General features: G+C 62.1%; 14 protein-coding genes. 4 read left to right on the top strand and 10 right to left on the bottom strand.

From position 1 onward, the window contains the following. Window positions 1-17 precede the first annotated feature (17 nt). The 3 genes from AB4Z19_RS04355 to AB4Z19_RS04345 all read left to right on the top strand — a co-directional run bounded on the left by AB4Z19_RS04355 (window position 18) and on the right by AB4Z19_RS04345 (window position 4,191). A complete protein-coding gene (locus tag AB4Z19_RS04355) occupies window positions 18-2,585 on the top strand; it encodes a [protein-PII] uridylyltransferase (protein ID WP_442034386.1) in 2,568 nt (855 codons plus the stop codon). A gap of 8 nt (window positions 2,586-2,593) precedes the next feature. Further along, on the top strand, window positions 2,594-3,343 hold the full coding sequence (locus tag AB4Z19_RS04350) for a pseudouridine synthase (protein WP_442025775.1): 750 nt from the start codon (window positions 2,594-2,596) through the stop codon (window positions 3,341-3,343). 80 nt (window positions 3,344-3,423) lie between these two features. Next, window positions 3,424-4,191 carry a flagellar brake protein gene (locus AB4Z19_RS04345; protein WP_442025776.1) on the top strand — a complete coding sequence of 256 codons (768 nt, stop codon included), beginning with the start codon at window positions 3,424-3,426 and terminating at the stop codon, window positions 4,189-4,191. Here the strand turns inward: AB4Z19_RS04345 and AB4Z19_RS04340 are convergent. Both AB4Z19_RS04340 and AB4Z19_RS04335 read right to left on the bottom strand, forming a co-directional pair. Beyond that, complete coding sequence (locus AB4Z19_RS04340) at window positions 4,181-5,575, bottom strand: sensor histidine kinase (RefSeq protein WP_442025777.1); 1,395 nt, start codon at window positions 5,573-5,575, stop codon at window positions 4,181-4,183. The genes AB4Z19_RS04345 and AB4Z19_RS04340 overlap by 11 nt on opposite strands. Beyond that, on the bottom strand, window positions 5,572-6,237 hold the full coding sequence (locus tag AB4Z19_RS04335; RefSeq protein ID WP_442025778.1) for a response regulator: 666 nt from the start codon (window positions 6,235-6,237) through the stop codon (window positions 5,572-5,574). Before AB4Z19_RS04335 ends, AB4Z19_RS04340 begins: the two co-directional genes overlap by 4 nt. 133 nt (window positions 6,238-6,370) lie before the next feature. On the opposite strand from AB4Z19_RS04335, the gene AB4Z19_RS04330 reads away from it, so the two are divergent. Then, window positions 6,371-7,141 (top strand): MipA/OmpV family protein, encoded by a 771-nt coding sequence (locus AB4Z19_RS04330; RefSeq protein WP_442025779.1) that lies wholly within the window; start codon window positions 6,371-6,373, stop codon window positions 7,139-7,141. A 3-nt stretch (window positions 7,142-7,144) separates the two neighbouring features. Here AB4Z19_RS04330 and AB4Z19_RS04325 read toward each other — a convergent pair whose 3' ends face one another. From AB4Z19_RS04325 to AB4Z19_RS04290, 8 genes are all read right to left on the bottom strand, one after another. Next, the gene (locus AB4Z19_RS04325; RefSeq protein ID WP_442025780.1) at window positions 7,145-7,963 is read right to left on the bottom strand and encodes an aldo/keto reductase; all 819 of its coding nucleotides are present in this window, start codon (window positions 7,961-7,963) and stop codon (window positions 7,145-7,147) included. 13 nt (window positions 7,964-7,976) lie between these two features. Continuing rightward, window positions 7,977-8,684 carry a hypothetical protein gene (locus tag AB4Z19_RS04320; protein WP_442025781.1) on the bottom strand — a complete coding sequence of 236 codons (708 nt, stop codon included), beginning with the start codon at window positions 8,682-8,684 and terminating at the stop codon, window positions 7,977-7,979. Between the two features lie 15 nt (window positions 8,685-8,699). Next, on the bottom strand, window positions 8,700-10,679 hold the full coding sequence (locus AB4Z19_RS04315; RefSeq protein WP_442034384.1) for an OPT family oligopeptide transporter: 1,980 nt from the start codon (window positions 10,677-10,679) through the stop codon (window positions 8,700-8,702). Between the two features lie 67 nt (window positions 10,680-10,746). Continuing rightward, the gene (gene def / locus AB4Z19_RS04310) at window positions 10,747-11,283 is read right to left on the bottom strand and encodes a peptide deformylase (RefSeq protein ID WP_442029510.1); all 537 of its coding nucleotides are present in this window, start codon (window positions 11,281-11,283) and stop codon (window positions 10,747-10,749) included. A 9-nt stretch (window positions 11,284-11,292) separates the two neighbouring features. Then, complete coding sequence (ligA, locus tag AB4Z19_RS04305) at window positions 11,293-13,632, bottom strand: NAD-dependent DNA ligase LigA (protein ID WP_442034382.1); 2,340 nt, start codon at window positions 13,630-13,632, stop codon at window positions 11,293-11,295. A 16-nt stretch (window positions 13,633-13,648) separates the two neighbouring features. Next, complete coding sequence (locus tag AB4Z19_RS04300; protein ID WP_442024002.1) at window positions 13,649-14,785, bottom strand: cell division protein ZipA C-terminal FtsZ-binding domain-containing protein; 1,137 nt, start codon at window positions 14,783-14,785, stop codon at window positions 13,649-13,651. After that, window positions 14,782-18,408, bottom strand: coding sequence for a chromosome segregation protein SMC (gene smc, locus AB4Z19_RS04295; protein ID WP_442024004.1), 3,627 nt, complete (start codon window positions 18,406-18,408; stop codon window positions 14,782-14,784). Before smc ends, AB4Z19_RS04300 begins: the two co-directional genes overlap by 4 nt. Window positions 18,409-18,467: 59 nt before the next feature. Further along, window positions 18,468-19,070, bottom strand: coding sequence for a phosphatase PAP2 family protein (locus AB4Z19_RS04290; RefSeq protein ID WP_442034381.1), 603 nt, complete (start codon window positions 19,068-19,070; stop codon window positions 18,468-18,470). Between the last annotated feature and the right edge of the window lie 26 nt (window positions 19,071-19,096).

Below are 19,096 nucleotides of genomic sequence, written 5' to 3'. Positions count from 1 at the left end.
GCATGCCCCACGCCTCGATGAAGAAGGATCTCCGGGACTCGTTGAAGTCGCGGTTGAAGGCCGACCGCCAGCGCATCATTGCCACCTTCCACGAGGACGGCAAGCCGGAGAAGCTGTTGCGCAGCTTGCGCCAGAGCGTCGACAATGTCCTCATCTCGGCGTGGGAAAACGCCGCCCTGCCCCCGCAAGCTTCGCTGGTCGCGGTGGGCGGCTACGGCCGCGGCGAGCTGTTTCCTTACTCGGACGTCGATGTCCTGATCCTGCTGCACGAAGCGCCGGACCAGAGCACGCGCGGCCGGCTGGAAGAATTCGTCCAGATGCTGTGGGACCTGGGCCTGGACGTGGGCCACAGCATTCGCACCATCCCCGAATGCATCACCGAATCGAAGGCCGACATCACGGTGCAAACCAGCCTGCTGGAAGCGCGCCTCATCACCGGCAATATGGTGCTCTTCGGCCAATTGCAGGAAGCCTATAACGAGGCCATGGACGCGCGCGCCTTCTTCGAGGCCAAGACCATCGAAATGCGCCAGCGCCACGCCAAGTATGAGGACACCGCCTTCAGCCTTGAGCCGAACGTGAAGGAGAGCCCCGGCGGCCTGCGCGATCTGCACGTGATCCTGTGGATGGCCAAAGCGGCCGGTCTGGCCAACTCCTGGCGCACCCTCGCCGTACGCGGCCTGATCACGCAAACGGAAGCGCGCCAGTTGATGGAAAAGGAGCGTGCTTTCAAGGACATCCGCGTGCGCCTGCACCTCGTCGCCGGCCGCCGCGAAGACCGCCTGGTGTTCGACGTGCAGACCGCCGTCGCTGAAACGCTGGGCCTGAAAGCCACCGGCGCCGGCGTCCACATGCGCCGCGCCAGCGAGTACCTGATGCAGCGCTACTACTGGGCGGCGAAAACGGTGGTGCAGCTGAATACCATTCTGCTCCAGAACATCGAATCGTATCTCTTCCCGCACGACGAGAAGCCGGTGCCGATCAACGAGCGCTTCAGCGAAGAGAATGGCTTCATCGACATGAATGCCGACGATGTCTTCGAGAAGACGCCGTCGGCGATTCTGGAAGCCTTTGTGCTGATGACCGAGCGCCCCGCACTGAAAGGCTTATCCGCCCGCACCATGCGCGCCCTGTGGCACGAACGCTTCAAGATCGATGCGGCCTTCCGCGCCGATCCGGTGAACAAGGCTTACTTCCTGCGCATCCTGCAGGCGCCGCAAGGCATCATCCACAATATGCGGCGCATGAACGAGCTGTCCATCCTGGGCCGCTACCTGCCGAGTTTCCGCAAGATCGTGGGCCAGATGCAGCATGACCTGTTCCACGTCTACACGGTGGACCAGCACATCATGATGGTGCTGCGGAATATGCGCCGCTTCACCATGACGGAGCACGCACACGAATATCCCTTCTGCTCCCAGCTGATGGCGAACTATCCGCAGCACTGGCTGCTGTACGTGGCCGCGCTGTTCCACGACATCGCCAAAGGCCGCGGCGGCGACCACTCCAAGCTGGGCGTAGCCGATGCCACCCAGTTCTGCCAGGAGCACGGCATGAACGAGGAGGAAACCGAACTGGTGGCCTTCCTGGTCGAGCACCACCTGACCATGTCGCAGGTCGCGCAGAAACAGGACTTGTCCGATCCCGATGTGATCAAAGCCTTCGCCGCCACCGTGCGCGATGAGCGTCACCTGACCGGCCTGTATCTGCTGACCGTGGCCGACATTCGCGGCACCAGCCCGAAAGTGTGGAACGCCTGGAAGGCCAAGCTGCTGGAAGACCTGTACAAAATGACGCTGCGCGTGCTGGGCGGCGAACCGCATTCCGCCGACCGCGAACTGAAGAACCGCCAGCAGGAAGCACTGGCCACGCTGCGCCTCTACGGTCTGCCTCCCGATGCGCACGAAGCGCTGTGGAAGCAGCTGGACGTCGCCTACTTCCTGCGCCACGACGCCAGCGACATCGCGTGGCAGACGCGCGCGCTATGGGATCGCCTGAACAACGACAAGCCGGTCGTCAAATGCCGCCTTGCGCCGATTGGCGAAGGCTTGCAGATCGCCGTCTACATCAAGGACCAGCCGGACCTGTTTGCGCGCATCTGCTCTTACTTCGACCGCAAGAACTTCAGCATTCTGGATGCGAAGATCCACACCACGAAGCATGGCTATGCGCTGGACACCTTCCTGGTCACCGAGCAAAGCTTCGCCAAGAGCTACCGCGATATCATCAGCCTGATCGAACATGAGCTGTGCGAACTGCTGGAATCGCAGGCGCCGCTGCAGGCGCCGAGCAAGGGCCGCCTGTCGCGCCTGTCGCGCACCTTCCCGCTGCAGCCGACGGTGGATTTGCGGCCGGACGAGAAAGGCCAGTACTACCTGCTGTCGGTGGCAGCCAATGACCGTACCGGCCTGCTGTACTCGATCGCGAACGTACTCGCGAAATACAAAATCAATCTGCACACCGCCAAGATCATGACGCTGGGCGAACGCGTGGAGGACGTGTTCCTCGTCGACGGCGCGCCCCTGCAAAATCAGCGCGTGCAGCTGCAACTTGAAACCGAATTACTCGAAGCATTGAAAGTCTGAGAAGTCTGATGTCCGAAGAATTATTACGCCTCTCCAAACGCATGTCCGAACTGGGACTGTGCTCCCGCCGTGAAGCCGACGAATGGATCGCCAAGGGCTGGGTGCGCGTGGATGGCCAGGTCGTGTCCGAACTGGGCGTGAAGGTCTACCCAAGCCAGAAAATTACCGTCGAACGCCAGGCCGCCGCCGAGCAGTCCAAGCGCGTGACGATCCTGATCAACAAGCCGATGGGCTATGTCAGCGGCCAGGCCGAAGACGGCTACAAACCGGCCGTGGTTCTGGTCACCCAGGAAAATCACTGGGAAGAAGACACTTCTCCCGAAATCTTCCACCCCAAGCAGCTGCGCAGCCTGGTGCCCGCCGGCCGTCTGGACATCGATTCCGTCGGCCTGCTGGTGCTGACCCAGGATGGCCGGTTGGCGAAACAGCTGATCGGTGAAGACACCAATGTGGACAAGGAATACCTGGTCCGCGTACAGTATTCGAAGCCGGGCCGCTTGCCGGACGCTGATTTACAAAAGCTGAATCACGGCCTGTGGATGGATGGCAAACCGCTGCTGCCTGCAAAGGTGCGCTGGCAGAACGACGATCAGCTCAGCTTCACTTTGCGCGAAGGCAAAAAGCGCCAGATCCGCCGCATGTGCGAAATGGTAGGGTTGAAAGTGATCGGTTTGAAACGTGTACGAATTGGCAAGGTTAAGCTGGGAGAACTGCCGCCAGGAAAGTGGCGTTACCTTTTGCCGACAGAACGCTTTTGAGTAGTACAATTTACAACAGAATTGCACTTTTTCTTGCTGTTGGGCAAGCGAACGCCGCGTGAACGCGGTAAAGTACGCGCATGAACGATCCAATGCCAACCTACACCCGCAAAGGTCCGCCCCGCTTGTCCGACGCCGTTGAGCCGATGTCCGGCGGTGTCCAGCCGCACGATATCACCAACCCGGACGATATCGCGGACGCATTGGCCATGCTGGCAACCCGCGGCGATGCCATCTCGATTTACCCTGATTCGAGTGTTGACCCGGTGATGGCACGCATCCTTTCCGTCGATCCGGAACTGCCGCATTTCATCATCGAGTTAAACGAAGGCGGCGCGCTGCCGCCCGGCGCCTGCACCTTCGTCTGCTGGCTGAATAACGCAAAATTCCAGTTCCGCCTGAACGATCCGCACTGGAACGCCCTGCCGGAACAGCCAACCCTGATTCCCGCACAATTCCCGGAACGCTGCCAGGTGCAGAACCGCCGTGGCGCGCCGCGTATGGAAACGCCGTTGGGCGTGTATTACACCGCGTCCTTCGTCCTGAACGGCAAGCCGTATGAGCTGCAGCTGTACGATTTCGCCATTGGCGGCGTCGGCATGCGCTGCAGCCCGCGCGAAGCGGTCGGACTGCATGTGGGACGCAAGCTGCAGCGCGTGCGTCTGGAACTGGGTCCGGAAACCGTGGTCATTTGCGATCTGGATATCCGCCTGGTGCGCCATTACCGCTCCTTCCTGCTGGGCGATCAGGTGCAGATCGGCTGCCAGTTCATGAACATGCCACCCAATACGCAGGAAGACCTGCGCAAGGCGCTCGACCGTCTGAATACCGCCCGCGTCACCCGCTGATCAAAGGCAGGCGCACGGTCACCAGCAGACCGGCGCCGCTATCCACCGCATCCAGACTGATTTCACCGCCGTGCTGCACGGCTACCGCACGGGCAATGGCCAGGCCTAGCCCGCTGCCGCTTTGCGTTTGGCGCGGATCGCGGAAGAAACGGTCGAATACGCGTTCGCGCAGCTCCGGCGCAATGCCCGGCCCCTGATCCGCAATGCGCAGCACCACGCTGGTATCTTCCCGCCGCAGATTCACGTGCACCGTGCCGTGTTCGGGGCTGTACTTGATGGCATTCTCCAGCAGATTGTCCACCAGCGATACCAGGCCCTCCTTGCGGCCTTTCATCCGCAGCTGACAATCGCCGCTCAGCTCAAGCTCGATGCCGCGCGCGTGGGCCAGGCCGGACAACACCGCCATCCGTTCCTGCACCAATTCGTCGAAGGACAACGCTTCCTCCTCCTCGCTGGCCGTGGCATCGCTGCGCATCAACCCCAGCAACTGGCTCACCAGGCGCGTGGCACGCGCACCGCTGCTGAGGATGCCGTCCAGCAGCTGGCGCTGGCGCGCATCGCCTTCCTGCACCTGCAAGGCTTCCACGTTCACGCGCATCGCCGCCAGCGGCGTACGCAGCTCGTGCGCCGCGTCGGCAATGAAGGCGCGCTCGCGCTGGGCGCTGTCGCTGACGCGGCGCATCAGCGCATTGATGGCATCCACCATGCCTTTCAGCTCGCGGTATTTCGCAGTGAATGCCAGCGGACGCAGATCCTGCGGCCCGCGCTCTGCCACCTCCTGCGACACGCTGCGCCAAGGACGCAATGCCATCCTGATGGACAACCATGCGGGTAAGAGCAGGAAAGGAATGCTGATCAGCAGCGGCAGCAGCAGATAGCGGCGCGAGTTCAGCGTGAGGAAAACATTGGCGCTATCGGCGGGTGTGACCATTGTCATGCGCGTGCCGCTATGGGCCGCCTGCACGGTACGCGCGCGCCAGCGGCGGCCGTCCAGCTGCATGGTTTCTATGCGGTCGAGCACCGTGTTGTGAACGCCAGGCGGCAGCAAGGGCGAACGGTACAGGACCTGCCCGTTACGGTCCTGAACGTAAAAAGTGGGCGCCAGCTCGGCGGCGCCGTCCAGGCCTGCGTTCTCGCGCATGGTGCGATCCAACTTGCCCAGCGCTTCTTCGCGCTTTGCCGGCTGATCCGCCAGGCTGTCGGCCACGGTCAGAAACGCGTCGTACACTGTATCGAACTTCAGAATTGCTTCGTCGCGAGCGGAATCGTAAATCAGGAAAGCCGCCGTTACTGCCCATAACAGCGCCAGCAACAGCATCTGCGCCAGCATCAGGCGCCGCATCAGGCTTGGCTCGGCGACCAGCGACCACCAGCGTCCGATCATTTGACAGGCTCCTGCTGATCGATTACGTAGCCCACGCCTCGCACGGTGCGGATATAGCCATCGCCGATCTTGCGGCGCAGATTCGCCATATGCACGTCCAGCGAGTTGCTGGCGTTTTCCTGCGCACCCGGCAGGGCCAGTTCCTCCAGGCTGCGGCGCGTGACGACGCGGTCGGCGCGGATCAGCAGGGTTTTCAACAGCGTGTATTCGCTGGCGGTGAGATCCACATTTTTGCCCTGCACCGTCACGCGGCGCGTCGGCACGTGCAGTACGATGCCGCGCAGTTCGACCGTTTCGCCATCGAAGCCGTAGCTGCGCCGCGCCAGCGCGCGCACACGGGACAGCAGCTCGGCCAGCTCGAAAGGCTTGACCAGATAATCGTCCGCGCCGGAATCAAGGCCGCGCAGGCGGTCGTTCAGGGCATCGCGCGCGCTCAGCACCGGCAAGGCCTGGCGCTCGCGGCGCAGGCGGGATAGCAAATGCAGGCCATCGCCATCGGGCAGGTTCAGGTCCAACAACACAAGGTCGCAGCCATCGCCGGCCAATTGCGCATCGGCGTCGGCCAGCTGGCGCACCCAGATCACGTCCATGCCCTGGCCGGTAAGCGCCAGGCGCACGCCATTGCCCAGATCGAGATCGTCTTCAATAAGCAGGATTTTCATGGGCACTATTAAACCACTGTCAGCTGAAGACAAGCTAAAGATCCGCCTTCATCCAATCTTCATGAAGGGATCAGGTTAGCTTCATTTGGCGGCCAGATACTGGCGGCTCCCAAAACTCATTGTAGGTATATGTATGAAAAAGAACCTGATTGCCACCGGCCTGCTGCTGGCCTGCGGCCTGGCCGCCGCGGATGATAACGTGCTGACGCTGGGCGCCGGCATCGCCGCCACATCCCGCTACTCCGGCTCCGACAAGATGCAGGCCGCGCCTGTTCTGGCGATCGACTACCAGATGGCCAACGGATTTTATGCCAGCACCATGCGCGGCCTCGGCTACGGCCAGACCTTCGGACGTTTGCAGTTGAACGGCGCCCTCGCCTACCGCGGCGAACGCACGGACAAGGAGGAAGTCAATTTCGGCGGCCGCCAGGGCAGCGACAAGCTGAAAGGCATGGGCGTGGTCAAAGGCAGCGCCACCGCGGTACTCGGCGCCGGCCTGACCATCATGGACGGGCTGGTGCTGGGCCTGCAGACTGAAGTGCCGCTGTCTCATCGCGAAAACGGCAGCCGGAGCTCGCTGGGCCTGACATATACCCTGCTCAACGACCAGGTTGATAACGTGTCCGTCAGTGGTGGTGCAAACTTCGCCGATAAAAAATACGCGCAGACATACTACGGCGTCACCGCCAGCCAGTCCGCACGTTCAGGCTTCAAGGAGTTTGCCGCGAAAGCAGGCGTGTTTGAGGCGACGTTCAGCACATCGTGGCAGCATCGCCTGAATCAGCAATGGTCCGTCACCAGCATGCTGGGCGTGAGCCGTCTGACGCGCGATGCGGCCAAGAGCCCCATCGTGTTTCGCAAAACCTCTCCGACCGCAGCGGTGTACGCCAGCTACGCCTTCTGAAATCTACAGCATATCCAGCGGGGTCGCGCGGCGTGGCGGCGCGAAGGCTTTGTCCAGCGTGGCAAAGTCTTCCTGCCGCAGCGAGATCGCCAGCGCACCGGCGTTTTCGCGCACGTGGGCCTCGCTGGATGCTTTAGGAATCGCCAGCACAGCCGGATCGCGCAGCAGCCAGGCCAGTGCAATCTGGGCTGGTGTGGCGCGGTGGTGTTCGGCTACCGACAGCAGAGCGGGATTGGACAGCAAGGCTTTCTGTTCCTTGCGGTCCGATTCGAGCGGTGAATAGGCCATCAGCGTGATGTCGCGCTCGCGGCACCATGGCAGCAAATCCCATTCCACGCCGCGCCGGCGCAGGTTGTAGAGCACCTGGTTTGCAACGATACCCTCACCGCCGCGCAGGCTCTCCGCCTTACGCATATCGTGTGTATCGAAATTACTGACGCCGAATTCAAGAATCTTGCCGGACTGCTTCAGCTCCACCAGAGCATCGAGCGTGTCCTGCAGCGGATGCGAGCCTTGCCAATGGAGCAGATAAAGGTCGATGTGGTCGATCTTCATGCGTTTCAGGCTGCGCTCGCAGGCTGTGATCGTGCCTTTGCGGCTGGCGTTCTGGGGCAGCACCTTGCTGACCACCTGCACCTCGCTGCGGCGGCCTGCAATGGCTTCGCCCACCACTTTCTCAGCGCCGCCATCGGCATACATCTCGGCGGTATCGATCACCGTCATGCCCAGATCAATGCCCAGCTGCAGCGCGCGCACTTCCTGCGCCTTATGCGCGGCTACGTCGCCCATGCTCCACGTGCCCTGTCCCAGCGTCGAATTCATGATTCGCTCCTGTCTACAAGCCGAATGCCCGAACGCTTAGTGTATAGGTAAACGCAAAAACGTACGCCACGAACAGCACCAGCAAGGGAAGGGAGAATGCCGCGGCAATCTTGCGCGGAAGCGCTTGCGGCAGACGCATCATGCCCGCTTCAAAGACGGCCGTAACGAGCAACATCGCCAGCAGCGACGGCCAGTAAAGCAGCGCCGCGATCAGCCCCTGCTCCAGCGCATTGCCGCCGACATCGCCTTTCAGCACCATAGCCGGCGCCACATAGGTAAATGGCACGCCGCCAAACAGCATGATCAGTTTGAAGACCAGGAAATGCTTCGATTCAGGCGGCTTGTGTTTGAACACATTTCCGAAGAAGAAGCGCAAACCGTCAGCGCGGCCGGTCAGGGCAAAATAAGAGAGGCCGACGAAGAACGGCAGCAAGGCGCAGCCGAACAGTACCAGCATGGAAGACGGCGGCAGATAGATTGCGTCCAGCAGGATACGCATCTTGGGCGGCTCGCCCATGGCCGCGACACGGAAGATCACCAGCATCTGCGCGGACAACAGGCTGGCAACGCAGAATTTGAGGAGGAAGCCGACACGGGGAACAAGCATCAGCGATTCCGACACCGCAATGAAGATCACGGTAGCCAGCAGCAGACGCCAGGGAGCCGCGGCGAGCAGGCTCAGTGCCGCTGCCGCGCTATGCAGAATATCGAGGGCATTCAAGGAGCCCTCCTCCCTTTACGCCTCGATGGCGCGCGCCGATTTGGCGGACCAGCGATACAAGGCCACCACCATCGCACCGCCAACGGCAGTGGCGATAATCATGCCTGCGGATTCACCAAGCCCGGTCGCAATTGCCAGCGGCTCGCCTTTATTGGTCAGCACAATCAGGCCAGCCAGAGCGACGTTGAACAAGCTCTCGCCCACGATAAAGCCGGACATCACCAGCACGCCGAGACGCGAAGCGGCTTCGCCATGCTTCTTGTTTTTCATCGCGCGGTCAAACAGCCAGCCGGCAATGGCGCCTACAACCACGGGCGAAGTCACTGCCGACGGCAGGTAGATCGCCAGGCCTACGCCCAGCGGTGGGCAGCTGTATTTCTTGTTGCTGACGGCTTTCAAGGTGAAGTCGATCGCCACCAGCGCCAGACCGATCAGCGCACCGTAGCCGATCAGCGCCCAATTCAGGTCGCCGCCGATCACGCCTTTAGCCAGCGTGGAAATCAGGGTCGCTTGCGGCGCAGCCAGCGGCTGGTCCGAGATGGCGTTGGCGTTGGGTGCGCCGGCAAAGCCGTTCGCATGGTTCAGCAACTCCAGCACGGGCGGCACCACGCAGGCGCCGGCGAACACGCCGATGATCAGCGCTACCTGCTGCTTCCACGGCGTAGCACCAACCAGCTGACCGGTCTTCAGATCTTGCAGGTTGTCGTTACCGATCACCGCAACGGCCAGCACCACGGTGGTGACGAACAGCGCAAACGCGATCAGCGCATTGGCGGTATCCGGTCCCATGATGTGACGGCCAACCATGCCGACCGACGTTGCTGCCCCCAGAATGGTCAGGATCGCCAGGCCGGAAACAGGAGAATTCGAAGAGCCAATCAGGCCGGCCATATAACCGCACACCGCCGCTGCCAGCAGGCCGGCGATGAGGATGTAGGCAACGCCAACCGCAATCAGCGGCGTGGCGATAGAGCCAAGCGGGCCGCCTTCCAGGAAGCTTGCCAGCAGCCAGCCCGCAGGCACCATGGAAACCAGCGTCACCAGGCCGACGATAAAGATAGGCAGATCCTGATCTTCACGCGGCACTTCGCCGCCGCCGGACTTGGCACGGCGCGACGCTTCCAGCGCCGACTTCAGGCCGCCAATCACCGGCTTGGCCAGCGTGGACAGCGTAACGATTGCCGCAGCGCCGATGGTACCGGCGCCCATCATGCGCACCTGATTGCGCCATACGCCATTGGCCAGATCGGCGATCGGCAAATCGGCAGGATTCATATTGGTCAGCAACGGGACCAGAACGCCCCACGCGATCACCAGGCCAACCAGCATGGCCATGCCGACGGTAATACCCATCAGGTGACCCGCGCCAACCAGGGCCAGCGAGCTCGATGCGCCAATGCCGGTCGCGCCATTGCCGACGCGGACGAAAGCCGCCACCTCAGCCGCGATCAGCTTGGCGGCAGCCAGGAAAGCGAAGAATGCGGAAGCCACCGAGCCCCAGATCACAGCCCACAGGCCAGCCTTGCCTTCACGCGCGCCGGAGCGCGAGGCGGTACCGACCTTCAGCACTTCAGCGGCAGCAACGCCTTCCGGATAAGGCAGATCGGACTGCGACACCAGCGCACGGCGCAGCGGCATGGTGTACATCACGCCCAGCACACCACCCACGGCGCAGGCGCCAAAGGTCGGCCAGAATGGAATATTGGACCACCAGCCGATCATCAGCAGGCCAGGCAGCACGAAGATCACGGACGCCAGCGTGCCGGCCGCCGATGCAATCGTCTGGACGATGTTGTTTTCCTGGATGGTCGCGTCCTTGAAGGCGCTGAGCAGCGCCATCGAGATCACGGCAGCGGGGATGGAGGTGGCGAAAGTCAGGCCGACTTTCAGCCCAAGGTAAACCTGCGCGGCGGTGAAGACCAGGGTAATCAGCACACCGAGGACGATGCCACGGATTGTAAATTCCACCGGGGCGTTGTGCGTCGATTTGTCCATATTAGTTATAGGTTATTAATCGTGCCCCGGATATTACGCCAGAATTTGGCCCGCGCCAACGGCCTGCTTAATCGTCCTCGTTGGGATCGAGATCGGGGAACAGCACCGATGTGTAACCGAATTTACTGAAGTCGCGGATACGCATCGGATACAGAATGCCGTTGAGATGATCGACTTCATGCTGGACCACGCGGGCGTGGAAATCTTCCGCATCACGCACGATGCGGGTGCCGAACTGGTCGAATCCCTCATAGTGCAGACGGGTGAAACGCGGCACCACACCACGCAGGCCATGCACCGAAAGGCAGCCTTCCCAGGCGTCGTCCATTGCCTCGCCAATTGGCGTCAGCACGGGATTGATCAGCACCGTTTCCGGTACTTGCGGCGCGTCCGGATAACGGGTGTTGGACTTGAAACCAAAAATCACCAGCTGCAGATTGACGCCGATCTGCGGCGCGGCCAGGCCGGCGCCGTTCGCGTCGTGCATCGTATCGAACATGTCCTTGATCAGCGCATGCAGTTCCGGCGTATTGAAATCACGCACCGGATCGCACACGCGCAGCAGGCGCGGATCGCCCATCTTCAGGATTTCACGGACGGCCATTCAACCTCCTCAGGCGTTCAGCAGTGCGAGCAAGCCCGCTTCATCAAGAATCGTTACGCCCAGCTCTTCCGCCTTGGCGAGCTTGCTGCCCGCTTCGGCGCCAGCCACGACGTACGAGGTTTTTTTCGACACGGATCCGGACACTTTGCCGCCCGCCGCTTCAATCATCGCTTGCGCCTGATCGCGCCCCATATTCGGCAGCGTACCAGTCAGCACGAAAGTCTTGCCGCTCATGGCCCCCTCCGACTCAGCCACTTCCGGCAATTGCGCCAGCAGCGCTGCCCGCAAGTCTTCCACGCCTTCGAGCTTCGCTTTGTTGCCGGGCGTGCGCACCCATTCTTCCAGCGACTCCGCGACATTGGCGGGCAGACCGAAGACGTTGAACACGCCGAGATGCGCAATCGCGCCCAGCGTCATCCCATCCGTCAGCAGCTGTTTGGCGCGCGGCTCGGTGAGCTTCGGAATATCCATGGCCGCCAGCAGCTTCACCGGTTCCAGCTTCTCACGCAGTTGCGCTTTCGGTGCGTGTTCACCAGCAGGCGTGACGTGCTGCAGCAGCGCGTCAATCGCTTCCTGGTTCTTCGGCTCAGCGAAGAAGTCGGCAATCGACTCGGCGACGGTGCCACCAATGTCCGGCAGCACGCGCAGCAGCGCGGCGGGCGATTTGCGGATCAGTTCAAACTTGCCCAGCCAGTCCGCCAGCGTCTTCGCGGTCGATTCGCCAACGTGGCGAATGCCCAGCGCGAACAGCAAGCGTTCCAGCGGCGGGTTCTTGCTGGCCTTGATCGCATCCAGCAGATTGTCCGCCCATTTGGTGGCGATCTTGCCCTGTGCGACCGTTTCCGGCGTGGTGCCATCGCGTTCGTCAGCCAGGCGCTTCATCTTCAGCAGGTCTTCCAGCGACAGCTTGTAGAGATCCGCCACGCCGTGCACCAGGTTGCATTCGACCAGATTGTCGATATAGCGGTCGCCCAAACCTTCGATGTCCATCATGCGGCGGCCGGCGAAGTGGCGGATCGCCTCCTTGCGCTGGGCAGAGCAGAACAAGCCGCCGGAGCAGCGCGCCACGGCTTCATCGGCCTCGCGTACCACGTGCGAGCCGCACACAGGGCAAGTCTTCGGCAACGACCATGCCATCGGTTCAGGCGATGGACGGCGCTCCAGCACTACCGACAGCACTTCCGGAATCACGTCGCCCGCGCGGCGCACGATCACGGTGTCGCCAACGCGCACGTCCTTGCGATGCACTTCATCTTCATTGTGCAGGGTCGCATTGGTGACGGTTACGCCGCCCACGAACACTGGCTGCAGACGCGCCACCGGTGTGATCGCGCCAGTGCGGCCGACCTGCACTTCGATCGCCTGCACGGTGGTCAGCGCCTCTTCGGCCGGGAATTTGTGCGCCAGCGCAAAACGCGGCGCACGCGAAACGAAACCCAGCGTGCGCTGGTCTTCCACGTTATTGGTCTTGTACACCACGCCGTCGATTTCGTACGGCAGCGCAGGACGCGCCTTGCCAATGCGCTCGTAATAGCCCATCAGGCCATCCTTGCCGCGCACTACATCGCGCTCGCTCGATACCGGCAAGCCAAGTTCTTCATACCAGTCCAGCAATGCGGAGTGCGACTCCGGCATATCAGCGCCAATCAGTTCGCCGATGCCGTAGGCGAAGAAACTCAGTTTGCGCTGTGCAGTGATGCGCGAATCCAGCTGGCGCAGACTGCCCGCTGCGGCGTTACGTGGATTGACGAATTCCTTCTGGCCCTGCTCGCGCTGCCGCGCGTTCATGGCAGCAAAATCGGCCTTGAACATCAGCACTTCGCCGCGCACTTCCAGCACGGAAGGCACATTCTTGCCCTTCAGGCGCAACGGAATGGCCTTGATGGTGCGGATATTGGTGCTGACGTCCTCGCCGGTGAAGCCATCGCCGCGCGTGGCGGCCTGCACGAACACGCCGTCTTCGTAGCGCAGGTTGATCGCCAGACCGTCGTATTTCACTTCAGTGGCGTATTCGACCTGCACTTCGTCCAGGCCCTCGCGTACGCGGCGGTCGAAGTTCTCGATGTCTTCTTCCGTGAAGCCGTTATTCAGCGACAGCATCGGCACGGCATGCGTCACGGCGCCGAATTCGGCCAGCGGCACAGCACCGACGCGGAAAGTCGGCGAATCCGGCGCCACCAGATCCGGGTGGGCCGCCTCGATTTGCTGCAGCTCGGCGAAGAGCTTGTCGTACTCCGCGTCGGGAATGGTGGGCGCATCGAGCACGTGGTAGGCGTGCAGATGGCGATTCAATTCCGACGTCAGCCAGGCGGCGCGTTCGGCTGGGTTATGTTGTTCTTTGTTGCTCATTACTGCTTATTATTGCTTAACTGAACAGGCGCAGCGCGCGGGTCGAGCCGGCCGGAATATCGGACGATTCCATATCGGCGTAAAAATCCTTGACCTGGCCCGCAATACCGGCCAGCGCTTCGTCAGCCAGCGGCTGGTTATAGTCGTCGACGATGGTCGCATCCAGACGGCCGCTCAGCGACTTGGCGCAGGCAATCATGGAGCCGAAGCCGTCGCGCGCAGGCGATACGCAAGGCACATCCAGCAGCAGCGTCAGGCGCGGCGTGGTTTCTTCGGCCAGGGTCACATTGGTGGACAGGGTGAACAGATACCCCCCCTCGCCGTCCGGCATCGCGTAGCGGCCATCAGGACGCACGTCGAAACCCAGTTTTTCCAGTGCACCCAGCAGGGTCGCAATCGCCCACGGTGCGCCGTTGGTAGCGAGGTTCACGCCCAGCTGCGCGTCGTGATTGGCGACGAAGCGGTGCAGGTTTTTGGCTTCAGCCATGACTTCGATCATGTCCGGAATTTGCGGCTCGGCGCCGATTTCGTCGGCCACCGCGCGCAGGCGGGTCACCAGTTCGGAGTATTCGAGTTCGTTCAGGGCCGTGGTGCGGCTGGCCAGCTGTACGCCGCCTTGCAGCCTGGTGTACACCGTGCCATGGCGGATCGGCTCCCATTCATCGCTGACGGCCAGGCCGATGAAGTGGACCGGCTTGCTGCCCACAAAGCGCAGCTTTTGCAGCGCAGGCAGCAACTTGTCGCCGCGGATTGGCGCTTCCAGTTCCAGCGGCAGCAGGCAATCGATCAGCGGATCGACCAGGCTGGTGGCCAGTTCGGCAGGCGGTACGGATGCATCGGCGCTGCGCACCGGCGCGGTGGGCGCGTCATCATCAGGCGCCACGGTTGGCGATGGCACGGCGCCTGCCGGATGGTCGGGCGCAGCGTAGCCGCCGGAGCCCGCATCGGGCATGGGCACATCATCGAGGCTGAAGCTAGGCTCGGCGCGCTCGCCGGGCGCATCGCCCTGGCGCATCAGCACATCGTCGTGCTCGACGCCGAATACGCGTTCCATGCTCTTGCGGGCCTTGTACTCCTGCCACTTGTTATAGGTGAACACACCGGCGATAAACACGCCGCCGGCCGCGATCAAACTCATTTGGAAATCTGTCATGCTGCTTGGGCCTCAGTAGCAAAAGATGCGGCGGCTTCCATGTCCACCGCCACGATGCGCGATACGCCCTGCTCCTGCATCGTCACACCGATCAGTTGATTGGCCATCTCCATCGCAATCTTGTTGTGCGAGATGAAGAGGAATTGGGTCTGGTCGGACATGCGCTTCACCATGCGGCAGAAGCGCTCCGTGTTGGCGTCGTCCAGTGGCGCGTCCACCTCGTCCAGCAGGCAGAATGGCGCCGGATTCAAACGGAACATCGAGAACACCAGCGCCGTCGCGGTCAGCGCCTTTTCACCACCGGACAGCAGGTGAATCGTGGCGTTCTTCTTGCCCGGCGGCTGTGCCATCACCTGCACGCCGGAATCGAGAATTTCTTCGCCCGTCATGGTCAGCTTGGCCTGGCCGCCGCCGAACAGAATCGGGAACAATTCGGAGAAGCTCTGGTTGACGCGATCGAAGGTGTCCTGCAGCAGGTCGCGGGTTTCCTTGTCGATCTTGGTGATGGCGTCTTCCAGCGTGTTGATCGCTTCGGTCAGATCGCGGTTCTGGGCGTCGAGGAAGTTCTTGCGTTCGGACGCAGTCGACAACTCGTCCAGTGCAGCCAGGTTGACCGCGCCCAGTGCGGCGATCGCATTGGTCAGGCGCGTCACCTCGCCTTGCAGGTAGGACGCCTTCATGTCCGGATGCAGCTTCTCGGACAGCGCGGCTTCGTCGGCCTGCACTTCGGCCAGCTGCTGCGCGAACTGTTCCTGGTTCAGGCGCGCGGCCTGTTCCTTCAGTTGCATTTCCGTGATCTTGTCGCGCTGCGGCTGCAGGCTGCGCTCGGCCGACATGCGGCCTTCTTCGTGATGGCGCAGCTGCTGCGTGATCTGATCGAGTTCGTGACGCGCGTCGGCCAGCGCACGTTCCTGTTGCGTGCGGCGGTCCAGCAGATCCTGCAGACCTTCGTTGGCGGTGCCGGATTCCAGGCCCGCCAGCTCAGCCTCGCCGGCTTTCACGCTTTCCGCTACCTGCGCAACCTGCGCGGTGGCGGTCGCGATGCTGCGGCGCAGTTCGTCGATGCGGTTGCGCGCGGACTTCTCGGCAAACTCCGCTTCCTGGGCCTTGCGTTCCAGTTCGCGCAGGGCTTCGCGGGCGTCGGCCAGGCGCTGCTCCTTGAGCATGAATGCGGTCTGGCCGTCTTCGTGCTCGCCTTGCAGGTTGCCCAGTTCCATATCCAGCTGCTCGAATTTTTCTTCGGATTCGAGCTTGACCTGCATTTGTTCCGCTTCCTGCGCCGCGATTTCTGCCAGGTCGGTTTCGATCTGGTTGCTGCGCTGGTTGAAGCGCGCCTCGACTTCAGAGAGCTTGACCACTTCCAGTTGCAGCGTGTGTACGCTGGAGGTCAGGCTTTGCACCTTCTGTCGCACTTCCGCGAGGTGGCGCGCGTGGTTCGACAGTGCGGCATCGGCACGCACAGCGCGCGAACGGGCTTCTTCGGCCAGCATCGATTGCGCGCGCAACTGCTTGGTGATGTTGTCGATTTCGTGCTGGCGGCCCAGCATACCGGCCTGCTCGTCATCAGCGGCGTAGAAACGCACGCTCGATTGGGTGATGATGTGGCCTTGCTTCGTGACGAAGCAAGCACCGGCAGGCAGCGTACCGCGTGCTGCGAAGGCCGCGGTATTGTCATCGGCGTAGAAGGCGTTGTGCAGCCAGTCTTGCAGCACGCCACGCAGGCCGGGATCGTTCAGCTTCAGCAGATCCAAGAACGGACGCAGCGCGGCGCCACCGGCGGACGCGCCAGACGCAGTAGACGCGCCCCCGGCACCCGGCGTGACGCCGGCGGTACTTCCTGCTGCACCAGTGCCGAGCGCGCCGGGCGTGCTTCCTGCTGTGCCAGCAGGAGCGGTGGTCTGCGGCGCGAACAGCGCCAGCTTGGCCGGAGGTGCGTCGCTGAAGAAGTGCTTGGCCCATTCGATGTTGGACACCTGCAGCGCCGATGTGCGCTCGCGCAGGATTGCTTCCAGCGCCGTTTCCCAGCCCTGCTCGATATCCAGCTTCTGCCACAAACGCGGCAGCTCATTCAGTTCATGCTTCTGCAGCCACGGCGTAATCTTGCCCTCGGTCTGCACACGCTCCTGAAGCTGGCGCAGTGCGTTCAGACGCGCTTCCAGCTGATGGTTGGCAGCAGTCTCGGATTGAACGGCGGCTTGCGCTGCCTGGCGTTCTTCCTCAAGGCGTGGCTGCTGCTCGTTCGCTTCTTCGAGAATGAAATTCTGCTCTTCCAGCGCCTGCTGCTTCTCTTCCAGCTGCATCTTGAGGTTATCGAGATGCGTGGAATCGGGCATGGACAAGCCATTCTTCTCCTGCTGTAAACGCTCCTTGCGCGTCGCCAGGCCGGACAGAATATTGGAGGCATTGCGCTGGTGCGCAGATTCCAGTTCCAGCTGCTGCTGCGCCTGCATGATGCGGGCGCGCGATTCGGTGGACTTGCTCTGCGCCTCGCGCCATTCGCCTTCCAGCACGGGCAGCAATTCAGCCTTCTGCTCCGCCACCATCTTGGCCTCTTCGACCTTGGCGGACAGTTCTTCGACGTTGATCTCGGCCTCTTCGACCTGCGAAGAATATTCCTCGGCCTGTTGCTGCCACTGGTCGCGCTGGGCGGCAAGGGTGACCAGCTGGTTCTGCAAGCGGGTGCGCGACTCGATCACAAACTTGATCTGCGCTTCCAGGCTGCCGATCTCGGAGTTGGTCTGGTACAGGTGGCCCTGCGCCTGGTGCAGGCGGTCGCCGACGGCGAAGTGCGCCTGGCGCATCTGCTCCAGCGACAGTTCGACATTGCGCAGCTTGGCGGTCTGCTCTTCCAGATCGTTCTGCGCCTGCTCCATCTCGCGGAAATACTTGGCCTGCTCGTTCTGGGCTTCCGTCTTGCGCAACAGCCAAAGCAGCTTTTGCTTCTCATCCTGATCGGACTGAAGCTGGTGGAACTTGTTGGCCACGACGGCCTGTGCTTCCAGCTTTTCCAGGTTGGTATTCAGCTCGCGCAGGATGTCTTCCACGCGCAGCAGGTTTTCGCGCGTATCGTGCAGACGATTTTCGGTTTCGCGGCGGCGTTCCTTGTACTTCGATACGCCTGCGGCTTCTTCCAGGAAGACACGCAGTTCTTCCGGACGCGACTCGATGATTCGGGCGATCATGCCCTGGCCGATAATCGCGTAGGCGCGCGGACCGAGGCCGGTGCCGAGGAAGATGTCCTGAATGTCGCGGCGGCGAACAGGCTGACTGTTGATGTAGTAGGTCGAGGTGCCATCCCGCGTCAGCGTGCGCTTGACGGCGATTTCGGCGTATTGGCCCCATTGGCCGGAAGCGCGGCCCTCATGGTTATCGAAAACCAGTTCCACGGACGCGCGGCCCGCTGGCTTGCGCAGCGTGGAGCCGTTGAAAATCACGTCCTGCATGGACTCGCCGCGCAGTTCGGAAGCCTTGGATTCGCCCAGAACCCAGCGCACGGCATCGATGATATTCGACTTGCCGCAGCCGTTTGGCCCTACCACGCCGACCAATTGGCCCGGCACCTGGAAATTGGTGGGATCGACGAACGACTTAAATCCCGACAATTTGATGGAAGATAGACGCACGTTGTATCAGTTCTTCGCCCGCACAGGCACTAGTTTTCAAAGTGGCCAATCATAACATTTTACCAGCGGCGTTCGAAGGGTTTTTCATGGCCGGAGAGGTAGAGCGCCAGAGCGGTCATCCAGCGCTCGGTCGGGAGCGGTTCGGCCTGGGGCGCGATCAGCAACAGGGGCAGCAGGACGCCCGCCAGCGTCCGCCCAAAGCGCATAGGGCGCTCGCTGTGCACAATGGGGATGAAAGCCGCTGCCACAGCGAAGCCGACGGCTGCGCCCAAAACCACTTCGGCCCAGGAATGGGCGTGCACCGGCACCCGCGATACGCTGATCAGCAGCGCCAGCACAACGCCGGCCACCGTCGCCAGGTGCCGGGAGCGGTCTTCGGAATGGTTAAAAGCGAGGTAAAAAGCGACCGGAAAGACGGCGCAGGCCCGCATGGCATGGCCGCTCAGGCCACCAAACTTCATTTCCGGCATGCCGACACCCCAGCCGATCCAGGCAACCTTGGTGGCGACGACCGCCAGCATGCCCAGCCCGAACAGCAGGCACCAGCTCAGACTCAGGCGCCAGGAACGCCCCGCCAGCAGCCAGGCGGCGATCGCGATGCCCAGCGGGCCTGTAATGGGCAGGCTGCCTAGCATGCTCAAGCCGTTCCACCAGCTCATCATCCGGGCGCGCTCCTGAAGTTGTAGAT

It is taken from the genome of Pseudoduganella sp. RAF19 (assembly GCF_052114165.1).
GTDB lineage: Bacteria > Pseudomonadota > Gammaproteobacteria > Burkholderiales > Burkholderiaceae_D > Rugamonas.
Note: the sequence above shows the minus strand (reverse complement) of the source record. Positions and strands in the feature narration are given on the sequence as shown.

Excerpts from the sequence above, each read along its gene's own strand:
- AB4Z19_RS04355 (WP_442034386.1), top strand. The coding sequence starts at position 18 with ATGAAGAAGGATCTCCGGGACTCGTTGAAGTCGCGGTTGAAGGCCGAC.
- AB4Z19_RS04350 (WP_442025775.1), top strand. The coding sequence starts at position 2,594 with ATGTCCGAAGAATTATTACGCCTCTCCAAACGCATGTCCGAACTGGGA.
- AB4Z19_RS04345 (WP_442025776.1), top strand. The coding sequence starts at position 3,424 with ATGAACGATCCAATGCCAACCTACACCCGCAAAGGTCCGCCCCGCTTG.
- AB4Z19_RS04340 (WP_442025777.1), bottom strand. The coding sequence starts at position 5,575 with ATGATCGGACGCTGGTGGTCGCTGGTCGCCGAGCCAAGCCTGATGCGG.
- AB4Z19_RS04335 (WP_442025778.1), bottom strand. The coding sequence starts at position 6,237 with ATGAAAATCCTGCTTATTGAAGACGATCTCGATCTGGGCAATGGCGTG.
- AB4Z19_RS04330 (WP_442025779.1), top strand. The coding sequence starts at position 6,371 with ATGAAAAAGAACCTGATTGCCACCGGCCTGCTGCTGGCCTGCGGCCTG.
- AB4Z19_RS04325 (WP_442025780.1), bottom strand. The coding sequence starts at position 7,963 with ATGAATTCGACGCTGGGACAGGGCACGTGGAGCATGGGCGACGTAGCC.
- AB4Z19_RS04315 (WP_442034384.1), bottom strand. The coding sequence starts at position 10,679 with ATGGACAAATCGACGCACAACGCCCCGGTGGAATTTACAATCCGTGGC.
- def (WP_442029510.1), bottom strand. The coding sequence starts at position 11,283 with ATGGCCGTCCGTGAAATCCTGAAGATGGGCGATCCGCGCCTGCTGCGC.
- ligA (WP_442034382.1), bottom strand. The coding sequence starts at position 13,632 with ATGAGCAACAAAGAACAACATAACCCAGCCGAACGCGCCGCCTGGCTG.
- AB4Z19_RS04300 (WP_442024002.1), bottom strand. The coding sequence starts at position 14,785 with ATGACAGATTTCCAAATGAGTTTGATCGCGGCCGGCGGCGTGTTTATC.
- AB4Z19_RS04290 (WP_442034381.1), bottom strand. The coding sequence starts at position 19,070 with ATGATGAGCTGGTGGAACGGCTTGAGCATGCTAGGCAGCCTGCCCATT.